Annotated in this window: 7 protein-coding genes; 2 read left to right on the forward strand and 5 right to left on the reverse strand. The window is 72.9% G+C overall.

The genetic code is table 11. The annotated features are described in order from the left end of the window. Positions 1-53 precede the first annotated feature (53 nt). Complete coding sequence (gene pulA, locus ACFTWP_RS26320) at positions 54-5579, reverse strand: pullulanase-type alpha-1,6-glucosidase (protein WP_380267298.1); 5526 nt, start codon at positions 5577-5579, stop codon at positions 54-56. Positions 5580-6327: 748 nt separating this feature from the next. On the opposite strand from pulA, the gene ACFTWP_RS26325 reads away from it, so the two are divergent. Beyond that, positions 6328-7293 (forward strand): phosphatase PAP2 family protein, encoded by a 966-nt coding sequence (locus ACFTWP_RS26325; protein ID WP_380267299.1) that lies wholly within the window; start codon positions 6328-6330, stop codon positions 7291-7293. Between the two features lie 103 nt (positions 7294-7396). Here ACFTWP_RS26325 and ACFTWP_RS26330 read toward each other — a convergent pair whose 3' ends face one another. The 4 genes from ACFTWP_RS26330 to wecB all read right to left on the reverse strand — a co-directional run bounded on the left by ACFTWP_RS26330 (position 7397) and on the right by wecB (position 13422). Continuing rightward, a complete protein-coding gene (locus tag ACFTWP_RS26330; protein ID WP_380267302.1) occupies positions 7397-10441 on the reverse strand; it encodes a bifunctional [glutamine synthetase] adenylyltransferase/[glutamine synthetase]-adenylyl-L-tyrosine phosphorylase in 3045 nt (1014 codons plus the stop codon). A 126-nt stretch (positions 10442-10567) separates the two neighbouring features. Further along, complete coding sequence (locus ACFTWP_RS26335; protein ID WP_380267304.1) at positions 10568-11932, reverse strand: glycosyltransferase family 2 protein; 1365 nt, start codon at positions 11930-11932, stop codon at positions 10568-10570. Positions 11933-12024: 92 nt separating this feature from the next. After that, positions 12025-12180, reverse strand: coding sequence for a hypothetical protein (locus ACFTWP_RS26340; RefSeq protein WP_191293368.1), 156 nt, complete (start codon positions 12178-12180; stop codon positions 12025-12027). A gap of 12 nt (positions 12181-12192) precedes the next feature. Further along, positions 12193-13422, reverse strand: coding sequence for a non-hydrolyzing UDP-N-acetylglucosamine 2-epimerase (gene wecB, locus ACFTWP_RS26345; RefSeq protein ID WP_380267306.1), 1230 nt, complete (start codon positions 13420-13422; stop codon positions 12193-12195). Positions 13423-13825: 403 nt separating this feature from the next. Here wecB and ACFTWP_RS26350 point away from each other — a divergent pair, with 403 nt between their 5' ends. Continuing rightward, entirely contained in the window at positions 13826-14614 is a 789-nt protein-coding gene (locus tag ACFTWP_RS26350) for a beta-glucanase (protein WP_380267307.1), read from the forward strand. Positions 14615-14670 lie beyond the last annotated feature (56 nt).

The raw sequence follows: 14670 nt of genomic DNA on the forward strand, positions 1-14670 counted from the left end.
CCGCGCCGCTCCCGTGGGGGGAGTGACGCGGGGCTCGCCCGACAACCGGTCCGTCAGCGCTGCACGAACACCGCGACGGTGCGCGCGGGGACGGTGAACGTGCCCGTACCGGCGTCGAATCCGGAGGCCTTGACCACCTGGTCCGAGCCGCCCGCCTGGACGGCGTGCAGGGCCTGCTGAGTGCCCTTCAGCGAGGCCACGCTCTGCTTCTGGACGGCGGGCGTGGCGTTGAACACCACGGTGATGCCCTTCTCCGCGCCCTTCAGGCCGGTGCCGTCCAGGTGCAGGGTGATCACGCCCGGCGTCTCGCCGGCCGTGCCCGACAGCGGGTACGACAGGCGCTGCTGCACCTCGGCCGCGGTCGGCAGCGCGAACAGCGGCGAGGACTGCTTGATCTTCACCAGCTGCTGGTAGATCGCGGTCGCCGAGGCGATGTCGGCGCTGCCCACCTTGAGGTTCGGGTTGGCCAGCAGCGACTTGGAGACCGGCCACATCGACTTGTTGTCGGCCGCCATCGGCACGCCCCGGCCCCAGCCGTTGCCCTGCGCCGGGTCCCACTGGATCGCGTTGAACCAGTCACCGGAGTCGAAGGAGTTGGCGTCCAGCGACTTGGAGCGCAGCAGGTCGCTGCCCGCCTGGGCGAAGCCCGCACCCTGGTTGAGCGCGGTCAGCGAGAGCGCCAGCGCCTGCATCCGGGCCCGGTCCGCCGGCGAGGTGGTGACCGGCAGCTTGAACGCCAGGGCGTCGAACAGGTCGGCGTTGTCGTGCGCGTCCACGTACTCGACCGACTCGCCGGGCTTGGCCGCGTACCCGGTCGGGGAGCCGTTGTAGTCGACCCCCGCGCCGGTGACCGTCTTCCCGGAGCTGTCGGTGAAGGAGTAGCCGGCCAGGTTGCCGGTCAGCGCCACCTTGATCTGGTCCATCTGGTGCAGCAGCCGGGCCTTCTGCTCCGCGGGCGTGCCGTTGTCGGCCGAGCCGTTGGGGTCGGTGAACAGGCCCGAGGCGAAGCCCTGCTGGGGCGCCGAGGAGAGCTGGTAGTTGCCGCCGCGCGCCGCGTCCCGGACCCGGTCGTCGAAGGTGGCGATGCCGGTGCCGCCCATGTTCAGCTGGCTGGCCTGCTCGAAGCGGGCGTTGTTCGCGACGGCGCCGAAGTTCCAGCCCTCGCCGTAGAGGAAGATGTTCTTCCCGTCGACGCCGTCCGAGGCCGGCGTCATCTTCCGCAGCGCGGCCTGCACGTCCAGCATGGTGGACTTCGGGTCCAGGCCCATCAGGTCGAAGCGGAACCCGTCCACCTTGTACTCGCGGGCCCAGGTGGTGACCGAGTCCACGACCAGCCGGTTCATCATGGCGTGCTCCGGCGCGGTGTCCGCGCAGCAGCTGTCCGTGGTGACCTTGCCGGCCGCGTCGAGCCGCTGGTAGTAGCCGGGCACCACCTTGTCGAGCACCGAGTGCTCGGTCTGGCCGGCGGCGGCGGTGTGGTTGTAGACGACGTCCAGGACGACCCGCAGGCCGGCCTCGTGCATCGCCTGCACCATCTGGCGGAACTGCACCGTCCGGGCCGTACCGGTCGGGTCCGTCGCGTACGAGCCCTCGGGCACGTTGTAGTGCAGCGGGTCGTAGCCCCAGTTGTACGCGTCCTCGGCCTGGACGGCCGCCACGCACTCCTGCTGCTGCTCGCTGTCGGCCGCCAGCGAGGCCAGGTCGCAGGCGGGCAGCTTCTGGTCGGCCCGGTTCTCCCGGATGGTGGCGATGTCGAAGGTCGGCAGCAGGTGGATGGTGGTGACGCCCGCCTTGGCGAGGTCCCGCAGGTGCTGCATGCCGGCCGACTGCGACTCGGTGAAGGCCAGGTAGGTGCCGCGCTCGGCGACCGGCACGGTGGTGTCGGCGGTCGAGAAGTCCCGGACGTGCAGCTCCTGGATCTGCTGCTGGCCGGCCGGGATCGCCTTCGGCACGGCGTGGTTGTCCCAGCCCTTGGGCTTGAGCTCCTTGGCGTTCAGGTCGGCGACCAGGCTGCGCCCGGAGTCGGTGGAGAGCGCCACCGAGTACGGGTCGGTCACCAGGTTGGTCACGTTCTGCTGGACGCTCGGCGCCCAGACCTTCACCTGGTACAGGTAGTACTTGCCGTTCAGCTCCGCCGCGTCGCGGACCAGCTCCCAGACGCCGGTCTCGTCGTCCAGCTTCAGCGGGACGGTCTTCGGGGTGCCGCCGGTGGGGCCGTCGAAGATCTGGACGGACACCTCGGTGGCGGTCGGCGCCCAGAGCGAGAGCGCGACCTTGCCGTTGTAGTACTGCGGGCCGAAGTCGGCCTTGGCGGCCTTGGCCGCGTACAGGTCGTCCAGCACGCCGGGGATCTGCACGCCGGTGGCGGCCAGGGTGGCGCCCGTCGGCAGGTGCTCGGTGAAGACCAGCTGGCTGCGCAGCGCCGCGGTGACCCGGCCGGCGTCGCGGGGGTCGACGGTGAAGGCGCGGTAGCCCGCCAGGTGCGGGTACTTGGCCTTCTGGGCGGCGGTCAGGCCGCCCTTGGCCTGCTCCAGGCGCAGCCAGCGGCCGTCCTTGTTGAGCACGCCCTTGTCGACCTTGAGGCCGCCCTCGGGGTCGTAGACCAGCTGGGCGCTGGTGCCGCCGGCGAGGGCCCCGTCGGCGGCGCCGAAGTTGGCCGGGACGACGACGGTGGTGGCGTCGATCCACTGCGCCTTGGCGGAGCCGAGGTCGAGCTGGGCGCTGGTGGTGGCGCTCTGCGGCAGCAGGTGGCCCTCCTGACCGCCGATCAGCCAGACCTCGTGGCCGCTGACCGAGAAGTCCAGCGACTGGTCGGAGGGCAGGTCCTTGTCGCCGCCGTTGTGGATGATGTAGCTGAGGCTGGTGGCCCCGGCGGCGAGCGGCACCTCGAAGACGGCTCCGTAGGCGTCCTTGCGGACGGGCAGCAGCGGGTTGCCCCAGTCGGTCGGGGTGGCCGCGCCGGTCCAGTCGTGCAGGCCCCAGCCGTCGTAGTTGCCGTCCGCGCGGTGGTAGTGGATGACCGCGGTGTCGGCGGGCTGGGTGTCCGCGGGGCCGGGGTTGGCGGTCCGGACGGTCGGGTCGCCCTCCTTGATCCAGACCTCGCCGGTGGCGCCGACGTCGATGTGGCGGTCGCCGTCGACGTCCTTGGTGCCGTTGTTCTCCACCACGAAGCCGACGTCCGAGGCGCCGCTGTTCAGCTTCACGTAGGCGAAGGCGCCGTACGCGTCGCGGCCGGTGAAGGCGTGCCCGGCGGGCCAGGTGGTGCCCTCGCCCTCGGCTATGTCGCCCCAGGCGTAGAGGTTCCAGCCGTCGTAGTTCTTGTCGTTTCGCTGGTAGTGCACGATCGCGTACGGCCGGGCGGTGGCGCTGGGCGCCGGGGTGGGCGGCGGGGTGCCGGTGGTGAAGCCGCCGGTGGCCGAGCGGAGGTGGCCGCTGGAGTCCTGCACGACGGCCTTGTAGCGCACCACGGTGCCGGGCGCGACGGAGCCGAGGTCCTGGGTGACCTTGTTGGAGCCGTTGTCGGAGGTGCCGAGCACCTGCCAGGGGCCGGTGCCGACCTGGGCGGCGAAGGAGACCCGGTTGAAGCCGCCGCCGTCGAGGTCGGCGCCGACGGTCACGGTGCCGGTGGAGCCGTCGGCCGGGGCGCGCAGGGTGATCTGCGGCGCGGCGGCGACCGGGGCGAGCTTGCCGGCGGCCTTCCAGACCACCGAGGAGAGCGCCGGGACGACGATGCTGATCTTCTTGTCGGCGCCGCTGACGGTCTGCCCGCCGGCCGCCGGGTAGAGCCGGTCGAAGGTCTGGCCGGCCGAGAAGGTGTCCAGCGTGACGCTCTTGGGCTCGGTGGAGTTGTTCACCGCGACCACGTACTCGACCTGCTGGCCGGCGTCGATCCGGGAGAAGGCGTAGACGCCGGCGCCGTCGGCCGCGTACCGCTCGATCTGCGCGCCGTCGGCGAGCGCCGGGTGCGCCTTGCGGAGCGCCGCGAGGTCGGCGATGCCGGTGTAGAGGGCGCCGTCCTTGCCGTAGCGGTCGGCGGAGCCGGTGGAGCCGCCGATCACCGGGTCGCTGTTGTAGGACGGGGTCTTCGAGGCGAACATGTCCTGCCGGGCGTCCTTGTCGCCACCGGCGCCGGTGAAGCCCTGCTCGTCGCCGTAGTAGACGACCGGCTGGCCGCGGGTGAGGAACTGCAGTTCGCTGGCGAGCCGGTCGCGCTGGAGCAGCGTGGCGGCGTCCGCGCCCGGGTTGTCGCTGCGCAGGAAACTGCCGAACCGGCCCATGTCGTGGTTGCCGAGAAAGGTCGGCAGTTCGTAGGCGTCGCTGTCGGCGCTGGTGTAGCGGTAGTCCTGGCCGTAGACGTCGGAGAGCGCCTTCGCCGAGCCGCCCTGCGAGACGTAGGTGCGCGCGGCGTTCTGGAAGGGGAAGTCCAGGGTGGCCTGCAACTTGCCCTTGGTGACGTACGGGGAGGTGATGGCCGGGTCGCCGGAGTAGACCTCGCCGAACATGAAGAACTTCTTGTTCCCCTGCTTGGCGGCGAATTCCTTAAGCGAGGGCGCCCACTGCTGCCAGAAGGCCATGTTGACGTGCTTCACGGTGTCGATCCGGAATCCGTCGACGCCGGTGTCCTTGACCCAGGTCTGGTAGACCTTCTCGAATCCCTTGACCACCTGCGGGTTCTGGGTGTCGAGGTCGTCCAGGCCGGAGAAGTCGCCCTCGGTCGCGGACTCGCCGACGAAGGTCGAGTCACCCCGGTTGTGGTAGAGCGACGGGTCGTTGAGCCAGGACGGCGTCTTGGCGTTCTGGTCGGCCTTGGAGGCGAAGGTCGGCGTGTACGGGAACGAGTTCGCCGTGACCTTGGGGAAGGCCGTGCCGGCGCCCGCCGCGGCGGCGTCCGCGGCGGCCGTCTCGTCGACCGGCGCGCCGTCCTTGTCGAGCGTCGGGTAGGCGCCCTCGGAGCGGTAGCCGTACTGCTTCTGCGCGTAGTCGATGACGTCGGCGGTGTGGTTGGTGATGACGTCGAAGAAGACCTTGATGCCCCGGGCGTGCGCCTTCGCGATCAGCTCCTTGAGCTGGTCGTTGGTGCCGAAGTGCGGGTCGACCTGGGTGAAGTCGGTGATCCAGTAGCCGTGGTAGCCGGCCGAGGCGTTGTCGCCGGCGCCCTGGACGGGCTTGTTCTTGAAGATCGGCGCCATCCAGATGGCGGTGGTGCCGAGGTCCTGGATGTAGTCGAGCTGCTTGATCAGGCCTTCGAGGTCGCCACCGTGGTAGAAGCCCTTGTCGGCGGGGTCGAGGCCGTTGTCCAGCCGGGTGCCGGTGATGCCGCCGGTGTCGTTGCCGGTGCTGCCGTTCGCGAACCGGTCCGGCAGGACGAAGTAGAACTGCTCGCGGGTGAGGTCGTGCCGGGCCGCGGAGCCGGCGAGCGCGGCGTCGGAGGGCGGGGCCGGCGGGGTGGCGGCGGCCGCGAGCGGGGCGGCGCTGCCGAGGGTGGCCGCGATCAGCGAGGCGGCGAGCAGGACGGCCGCGCGGCCGGGTCTGCGGTAGGTCGTCGTGCTCCGTTGCGTGCGGGGCTGGACATCGGCCACGAAGGGGCTCCCTTGGGGCGGGCAGGCGGGATGGGCCCCGCCACGGCCGGGCGGGCCGTCGGAGCGCCATCGAGTGGCGTGGACGCTAGTGGGTGAAAGATGTTTCAGCAAGATGCTGAAATTGTTTCCACCGACCCCTTGACCCACCCCGCGGGGACCCCTCAGAGTCATTACCGCGCGCTCCGCCGTACACACCAGTGCCACCGGAACACCCGGGCCGCCCCGACCCGCCGTGCACGCGGTCGGGCGGCCGCCGATGGCGCGGAGCCGCACGGCCCGGACGACCCGGTGAGGGTCGGGACGTCCGCGGCAGGGACAGCGTCGCCCGCCGGAGCCCCCTGGCCTCCGGCGGGCCGGCGCGGCCGGGACGGGCGCCACCGCGCGCAGCCACCCGCGCAGCCACCCCGCGCACGTGCCCCCGGGCCCGCCCGGCGCCCGCGACGCCCGACCCGGCGCCCGCGCGCCGCCGGGGTCGATCGACCCGGCCTCCTACGCCCCCCGACAGGGCCCGATCCGCCGCCGTCGGACGGCCCGTCCCGTTCATCGCCGACCCCCCGCTTAGACTCCTAGATCGCGATCGCGTAACAATGGGACGTATGTCCGTCCCTCCGGTCTTCGAAGACACCACCAGCACCACCCCCTCCCCCGGTGGGACCCACCCCCTCACCCCTTGGGGGGACATCCGGTGAAGAATCCACAACCACAGGATGAGCAGACGGCTACAGCTCGTCTGGCAGACTCTTCGTCCATGGGGGAACCGACCGAGATCCACGCACCAGGCGCCGCGCGCCCCGGCGCGGCGTACGGCAGCGGTTCCGTCGCAGGCCAGGCCCGCCAGGGCCGGATGCCGGACGGAGCCACCCGCGCCGCCCAGAGCCGCTCCGCGGCGATCCGCAGCAGGATCCGCGAGCAGCGCCGATCGCCCGCGAGACCCCGGCTCTGGTTCGAGCTCGCCCTGATCGGCGTCAGCTACTGGCTGTACTCACTGGTACGCAACGCCGTCCCCGAGCACGCGACGACCGCGCAGCTGCACTCGTCCTGGATCTGGCACTTCGAGCGGGCGCTGGGCGCCGGCGTGGAGCGCGCGGTCAACCACGGGGTCAACTCCGTCACGTGGCTGATCGTCGGGATGAACTACTACTACGCGACGTTGCACTTCATCGTCACCATAGGTGTGCTCGTCTGGGTCTACCGACGGCATCCGGGCCGCTACGCGGCGGCACGAACGGTGCTCTTCGTGACCACGGGCATCGCCCTGGTCGGCTTCTACTTCTTCCCCCTGGCACCACCCCGCCTGATGACCGGCGGCGGGTTCATCGACACCGTCAAGATCCACGACACCTGGGGTTCGATGGCCTCGGGCCCCGCCGCGCACGTCTCCAACCAGTACGCCGCGATGCCCTCGATGCACATCGGCTGGTCGCTCTGGTGCGGACTGGCGATCTTCTTCCTGGCCCGCCGGGCCTGGGTCCGGGCCCTCGGGGTGCTCTACCCCCTGGCCACCCTGGTGGTCATCGTCTCCACCGCGAACCACTTCTGGATGGACGCCCTCGGCGGTGCCCTCTGCCTCCTCGTCGGCTTCGTGGTGGCCCGCGCGGTCTACCACGTGTGGGCCTACCAGCTGCCCAGGACGCCGGCCCGGGAGAGCGACGAGCGCCCGGTCACGGTGCCCGAGCAGTGGAGCGCCCCCCAGCCCGTCGCCGGCCGCCGCTGAGCCGGCGCGCTCCGCCGCACCGCCCCGGGTGGGCCCCTCCCCCGGTCGGCAGCGGCCCCACCCGGGGTCGCCCCCGGTCGCCGAAGACCCTCGGCCGTGACCCTCAGTCGTAGAAGACCTTCTCCACGACCGCCCGGGCCCGCCGGGTGACCCGCCGGTAGTCGTCCACCAGCTCACCGCTGCGGCCGGCGCCGTAGCCGAGGTAGCGGGCCACCCCCGCCAGTTCGCGGGCGTCCGCGGGGAAGCTGTCGCCGGGCCGGCCGCGCACCAGCATCACGGCGGCCCGCACCCGCGAGGCGAGCACCCAGGCCGCGTCCAGCACCTCGGCGTCGTCCTGCGCCACCAGGCCCGCGGCGCGGGCCGCGGCCAGCGCCGCCCTGGTCCTGGTGGTGCGCAGGTCGGGCACCCGGTGGCCGTGCCGGAGCTGGAGCAGCTGGACGGTCCACTCGACGTCGGCCAGCCCGCCCCGGCCGATCTTGGTGTGGGTGGTCGGATCGGCGCCGCGCGGCAGGCGCTCGGACTCGATCCGGGCCTTGATCCGGCGGATCTCCAGCAGGTCCCGCTCGGGCACGCCCGTCCCGGGGTAGCGCATCGGGTCGATCAGCTGCCGGAACCGCTCGCCCAGCCCGGTGTCCCCCGCGACCGGCTCGGCCCGCAGCAGGGCCTGGCTCTCCCAGACGTGCGACCAGCGCTTGTAGTACGCCGCGTACGAGGCCAGCGTGCGCACCAGCGGGCCCTGCCGGCCCTCGGGGCGCAGGTCCGCGTCCACCAGCAGCGGCGGCTCGGTGGACGGCGCGGCGAGCAGCGTGCGCAGCTCGTTGCAGACCGCGTGGGCGGCCCGGGCGGCGTCCTCCTCCAGTGACCCGAGCAGCGGCTCGTGGACGAGGAGCACGTCCGCGTCGGAGCCGTAGCCGAGCTCCCGGCCGCCGAACCGGCCCATCGCGATCACCGCGATCCGGGTCGGCAGGGCGCCGTTGTGCGCCTCCCAGCCGGCCACGCAGGCCCGCAGCGCGCCCTGCAGGGTCGCCGCGTTGAGCGCGGTGAGCGACTCCCCGGCCACGTCCAGGGCCTCGGCGGGGTCGTCGGCGAGCCGCCCGAGGACGTCCGCGGCGGCCGTGCGGAACAGCTCGCGGCGGCGCACCGAGCGGGCCGCCGCGACGGCGGCGGAGGTCGAGCCGGCCCGGCCCACGGCGGCCAGGATCTCCTGCTCCAGCGCCGCCCGCCCGCGCGGCACCAGGCCCTGCGGGTCGCCGAGCATCGCGACCGCCTCGGGCGCGCGCAGCAGCAGGTCCGGGCCGAGCCGGCCGGCCGACAGCACCCGCGCTAGCTGTTCGGCCGCGGCGCTCTCGTCACGCAGCAGCCGCAGGTACCAGGGGGTGCGGCCGAGGGCGTCGGAGACCTGGCGGAAGTTGAGCAGGCCGGCGTCCGGGTCGGCGGACTCCGCGAACCAGCCGAGCATCACCGGCAGCAGGGTGCGCTGGATGGCGGCCTTGCGGCTGACCCCGGAGGCGAGGGCGGACAGGTGGCGCAGCGCGGCGGCCGGGTCGGCGTAGCCGAGCGCCTCCAGCCGCTCGCGGGCCGCCTGCGGGCTGAGCCCGGCGGCGCCGACCGGCAGTTCGGCGACGGCGTCCAGCAGCGGCCGGTAGAACAGCTTCTCGTGCAGCCGGCGCACCTCCACCGCGTGCCGCTTCCACTCGCGCTGCAGGGCGGCGACCGGGTCGGCCCGGGTGTCGTCGTTGATCAGCGACGCGAGCGAGCGGGCGAGGCGCCGCTGGTCGGCCTCGCCCTTGGGCATCAGATGGGTGCGGCGCATCCGGTGCAGCTGGATGCGGTGCTCCAGTGTCCGCAGGAACCGGTAGGCGGCGTCCAGCGAGGCCGCGTCGGCGCGCCCGACGTAGCCGCCGGCCGAGAGCGCGGCGAGCGCCTCCAGGGTGTTGCCGCTGCGCAGCGTGCGGTCGGCGCGGCCGTGCACCAGTTGCAGCAGCTGGACGGAGAACTCGACGTCGCGCAGGCCGCCGGGGCCGAGCTTGAGCTGGCGGTCGATCTCGGTGGCGGGGATGGAGTCGACCACCCGGCGGCGCATCTGCTGGACGTCGGCGACGAAGTTGTCCCGGGCGGCGGCCTGCCAGACCAGCGGGGCCAGCGCGTCGGTGTAGGCGGCGCCGAGTTCGGCGTCGCCGGCCACCGGGCGGGCCTTGAGCAGCGCCTGGAACTCCCAGGTCTTGGCCCAGCGCTGGTAGTAGGCGAGGTGGCTGGCCAGGGTGCGGACCAGGGGGCCGTTGCGGCCCTCCGGGCGCAGGTTGGCGTCCACCGGCCAGATGGTGCCCTCGCCGGTGGTGTCGGAGCAGAGCCGCATGGCGTGCGCGGCGAGGCGGGTGGCGGCCTGGACGGCGGCGTGCTCCTCGACGCCCTCGCGGGGTTCGGCCACGAAGATCACGTCGACGTCGGAGACGTAGTTGAGCTCGCGGCCGCCGCACTTGCCCATGCCGATCACCGCGAGCCGGCAGGCGCGGGCGGCCTGCGGGTCCTCGCCGGCGGCGATGTCGAGCGCGGTCTGCAGGGTGGAGCCGGCCAGGTCGGCGAGTTCGGCGGCGGTCTGCGCGAGGTCGGTGGTGCCGGTGAGGTCGCGGGCGGCGATGGCCAGCAGGCAGCGCCGGTAGGCGACCCGCAGCAGGTCGCCGCGGTCGCCGCGGGGCGGTGGCGCGCCCTCGCGGGCGCCGCCGCCCCAGACGCCGTCGTAGAGCGCGCGCAGGAAGTCCTCCCGGCCGGGGTGCATGTCCTGCTGCTCGAAGGTGACCAGCACGTGCCAGTCGCGGGGGTGCCTGGCGAGGTGGTCGCCGAGCGCGGCGGAGGCGCCGAGGACGCCGAGCAGGCGGTCGCGCAGCGGCTTGGAGGTGGTGAGGGTGTCGCGCAGGGTGTGCTGCTCGGCCGGGTCGAGGGCCTCCAGCAGCCGGGCGAGGCCGTTCAGGGCGAGGTCGGGGTCGGCGGTGGCGCCGAGGGCGTCGAGCAGCACGGGGTCGTCGGCGAGGGCGCCGAAGCCGGGGCCCGACAGCAGTCGCAGGGCGGCCGCGGGGTCGGTGAACCCGCGCCGTACCAGCCTGATCTCCGGCCGGCTGACCCGGCTGCCGGACCGTTCCTCCACTGCCATCGCCCCTCCGGTCCGCCCGTACCCGTGAACATCCGTACGACCTGTCAGCCTACGGGGCCGGTGCGCGCTCTGCCCCTCCTCGTGGGCCCGCCCGGCGGAGGGGGGCGGGCGGGCCCGTGAGGGGCCTCAGAACTCGATGGCGGTGGGGCCGTCCACCCGCAGTTCGGCGTTGCGGCGGGTCTTGGCCCACTGGTGGCGGCCGGTCACGATCCGCAGCAGGGCCCGCCAGGCGGTGACGTAGAAGATGTAGATGTAGAACGCGTAGGCCACGCCCCAGCCGAGGCTGCTCCAGAAGCCGACCTGCCGCTCGCAGCGCCAGCGGTAGACGGGCCCCCAGAGGGCGAACTGGGTGATGCCGAGGGCGGCCCCGACGAACAGCCCCCAGCCGCCGTCGGCGAGGAAGCCGCCGTCGCCCTGGAGGATGGTCCGGCCGAAGTAGAACAGCACCAGCGGGAACGCCAGTGAGGCGGACACCTGGAACCACGGCAGCAGCAGGTAGTAGGAGATCTCCAGCACCCCGGAGTGGCTGAGCTTGGGCGAGCGCCAGACCCGGGCCAGGTAGCGGGTGCACTGCATGTTGCCCTGGCCCCAGCGGGTGCGCTGGGCGATCAGCCGGCGGAGGCTGAACAGGCCCTCCTGGTCGACCGAGGTGTCGGTGGTGTAGGCCGTGCGCCAGCCGTCGAGCATCAGGTCGAGGCCGAGCTCGAAGTCCTCCAGCAGCGCGCCGCGCCAGGGGCCGGCCGCGCCCTCGGTGATCGCGCGCATCGCGGAGAGCCGGGTGAACTGGCCGTTGCCGCCCATGCCCACCGTCCGGGTGTGCCGGCGGGCCATCTGGATGGCGGCGGTCGTGGTGCGGAACTCCAGGTCCTGGAGCCGGACCAGGGTCCGGGCGGCCAGGTTGCGCAGCCGGCCGCCGTCGGGGACGGGCCGCCGGTCGTCGCGGTTGCGCATCCGGACCTCGCACTGCACCGCCCCGACGACCGGGTCGCCGAAGAGGTGCCCGGCCGCCATCACGTCGAGGCCGCCGGGCGCGGGGTGGCCGTCCGCGTCGAAGACCCCGACCACGATCCGCTCGAACGGCGCGTCGGGCGGCAGCCAGGCGGTGAGCGCCCGGTACGCCGCGTTCAGCGCGTCGCTCTTGCCCGTCCGGGCGTCCGGGCGGGTCCGCCGCACCAGGTGGACGTACGGGTCGGCGGCCTGCCGGGCGGCGGTGACGTCGCCGGTGGCGTCGTCCGAGTCGTCGTCGACCACCCAGAGGTGGGTGGTCGGGAAGTGCGTGCGCAGGTACGCCAGGGTGTCGCCGATGACCGCCTCCTCGTCCCGGCACGGGATGAAGAAGTGCCACTGGAAGTCGTCGGCGTCGCCGGAGGGGCGGGGCTTGTGCCGCACGAAGGGCACCACCAGGCACACCACGTAGCAGACGAACATGAGGGAGAAGAGCAGCGACAGTGCCATCGCCAGGTCGACCAGCGCGTACTTGCCGTCAGTCACGGTGCGTCCTCGAAGTCGGCGGAGACACCGCAGCACCGGCCCGCTGCTCGCGGTCCGGTGCTGCGGTACGGGGCAGGGCCGAAAGGCCGGTGTCAGTCGTTCCTGCGCAGGTGGGAGACCCGCAGTAGCAGGACGCCGCCGACGAACAGCAGCAGGGCCACCAGCAGGATCTGGAAGGTCTGGTTGCCGGTGGCCGCGCCGGTCGCGGCGAGGGCCCCGCCGGCGTGGTGGTGGTGGGGTCGGTACATGGAATGCCTCCGTTAGTGGGATGGGACGGGAGAAGCCACCGGGGGGACGGCGTCCGCCGCCGCAGCTCCGTGGGGGGCGGGAACGCCGTGATGGGCCGGCGACGTGTGCGGGGCGGGCGCGGCGGGCGCGGCGGGCGCGGCGGCCGGCCGGCCGGCCAGGGCCAGCGCGAGGTCCACGATGCGCTCGCTGGCGCGTCCGTCGCCGTAGGGCGAGGGGCGCGCGGCCAGCCGTGCGGCCAGCGTGGTGTCGCCGATGCGGGCGCGCGCCACCCGGCCGAGCTCGGGCCCGGGGCGGAGCAGGGTCGCGAACCCCGCCTCGACGGCCTCGGGCCGCTCGGTGCTGTTGCGCAGGACGATCAGCGGCTTCTTGAGCACCGTGCACTCCTCCTGCACGCCGCCGGAGTCGGAGACCAGCAGGCGGGCGTGGAGGGCGAGGCCGAGGAACGCCCGGTGGTCCACCGGGTCGACCGCGCCGAGGCCGGCCAGCGTGCGGCGCAGGCCGAACGACTCGGCCCGCTGCAGGGTCCGCGGGTGGACGGGGAAGAGCACCGGCAGGCCGAGCTCCTCCAGCCCGGTCAGGATCAGCCGCAGCCGGTGCGGGTCGTCGGTGTTCTCCGGGCGGTGCAGGGTGACCAGGACGAAGCCGTCCTCCGGGACGCCGTACCGGCGCAGCATCGCCCGGGACTCCTCGGGGCCGGGCAGCGAGTCGGTGACCGCCTCGACGATGGTGTTGCCGGTGACCCGGATCCGGGACGGCGGCACGCCCTCGGCCCGCAGGTTGTCCGCGGCGACCTCGGTGGGCGCGCAGTGCAGGTCCGCGATCACGCCGACCACCTGCCGGTTGATCTCCTCGGGCATCGCCCGGTCGCGTGAGCGCAGTCCGGCCTCCACGTGGACCACCGGGATGTCGCAGTAATGCGCGGCCTGGGCTCCGGCCGAGGTCGAGTTGGTGTCGCCCTGGACGACGACCACGCGCGGGCGGTCCGCCGTGAACGCGTCGCAGAGAGCGGAAATCATGGCGCCGATCTGCGCGCCGCGGGGCATTCCGCCGATTCCGCCGAGCCGGAGGTGCGGAGCGGGGAGGTTCAGACCCCGGAAGATGCTTCCGGAGAGCGTGTCGTCGTAGTGCTGGCCGGTGTAGACGAGGCGACCGTGTTCACCGAGACCCCGCACCACGCGGGCCAGTTTGACGATCTCGGGCCGTGTGCCGAGCACGACGGCCACCGAACCACCGCGATTCATTGGAGACTCGACCTCCTGGTTTGACGGGCCGATCCCGCAATACGAAGAGTGGCAAATCCGGGAACGACTCTCCATTTCCGGCGCGGACTTCCACTCCAACGGTTCGCATTATCACTCCGCTGGGGGAGCAGCCCGACCGCGCATAAAATATTCACGGCTATCGGCCGGATAGCGGAACATCCGCACGAATTGCCGACCCCGCAGCACCGCATTCGCCTACTGATAGCGTGACGCCCGGAAATCGCCGGAGAAAAGGCCTCGGCAACGGCTGCCACGGCCCGGTTCGTCCTGTCGGAGCAGCGCGCGGGCGGGGCGCCGCGCCGTCATGGATCGTGAGTGGACGGACACCGGCCGCCACCGCGCCGGACCGACCATGCCGAGCCTCCCCAGGAGGACGACGATCATGAAACCGACCCGCCGGCTACTGGCCCTCGCGCTGATCTGCGCGACCGCGGCGACCCAGGCCGGCACGCTCGCGCACGCAGGTCAGAACGGCCGCACCGACATCGTCTTCAGAGACACCTTCGAGACCCTGTCCGTCGGCCGGGGCGGCGACTGGGGCTGGCAGACCGCCGCCTACGCGCGGTGCGTGACCAACCCCAACGACGCCAAGCTCGACCACCTGACCACCGACGCGCTCGACACCGACAACGGCTACCTCACCATCACCGCCACCCGCCGCCCGGACGGCTTCTGGAACACCGGGCTGATCACCACCGGCGACTCCTGCGACTCCGGCGGGAACCTCGCCGAAGTGCGCACGGGCGACACCATCCTCGCCCACGTCCGGCTGCCCGACACCGGGTCGGGCGCCTGGCCCGCCCTGTGGACCTGGCGGGAGGGCGGCAACGAGCTCGACATCTTCGAGTGGCACAGCGACCGCACCGACAGCCTGGAGTTCGCCAACCACACCGGGCACAGCAACGTCCTCTACACCGCCCCCGAGATAGGCCCCGGCCGGTGGGTGTACGTCGGCGCCGAACTCGGCGCCGACAACGTCACCTGGCTGGTCGGGACCGACCCGGACAACCTCACCGCCGCCTACCAGGACCACGTGGGCGTCGGCCCGGACTTCGTCTCGTACCCCGTCCTGAGCCTGTCCATCAACAACGGCAACTTCCATGCCGCGCCCGCCACCGACGAACCGGTCACCCTCGGCGTCGACTCCCTGTCGATCATCCGACCCCGGTAGCCCGGCGGCTGCCGGCGCCGAGCCGCTCCGGTCTGCGGGACCAGCTCCCGGAGGCC

Origin of the sequence: Kitasatospora sp. NPDC057015, assembly GCF_042673745.1 — a bacterium.
Taxonomy (GTDB): domain Bacteria; phylum Actinomycetota; class Actinomycetes; order Streptomycetales; family Streptomycetaceae; genus Kitasatospora.

Coding starts and splice junctions, on each gene's coding strand:
- ACFTWP_RS26325 (WP_380267299.1), top strand. CDS start 6,328: ATGGGGGAACCGACCGAGATCCACGCACCAGGCGCCGCGCGCCCCGGC.
- ACFTWP_RS26330 (WP_380267302.1), bottom strand. CDS start 10,441: ATGGCAGTGGAGGAACGGTCCGGCAGCCGGGTCAGCCGGCCGGAGATC.
- ACFTWP_RS26340 (WP_191293368.1), bottom strand. CDS start 12,180: ATGTACCGACCCCACCACCACCACGCCGGCGGGGCCCTCGCCGCGACC.
- wecB (WP_380267306.1), bottom strand. CDS start 13,422: ATGAATCGCGGTGGTTCGGTGGCCGTCGTGCTCGGCACACGGCCCGAG.
- ACFTWP_RS26350 (WP_380267307.1), top strand. CDS start 13,826: ATGAAACCGACCCGCCGGCTACTGGCCCTCGCGCTGATCTGCGCGACC.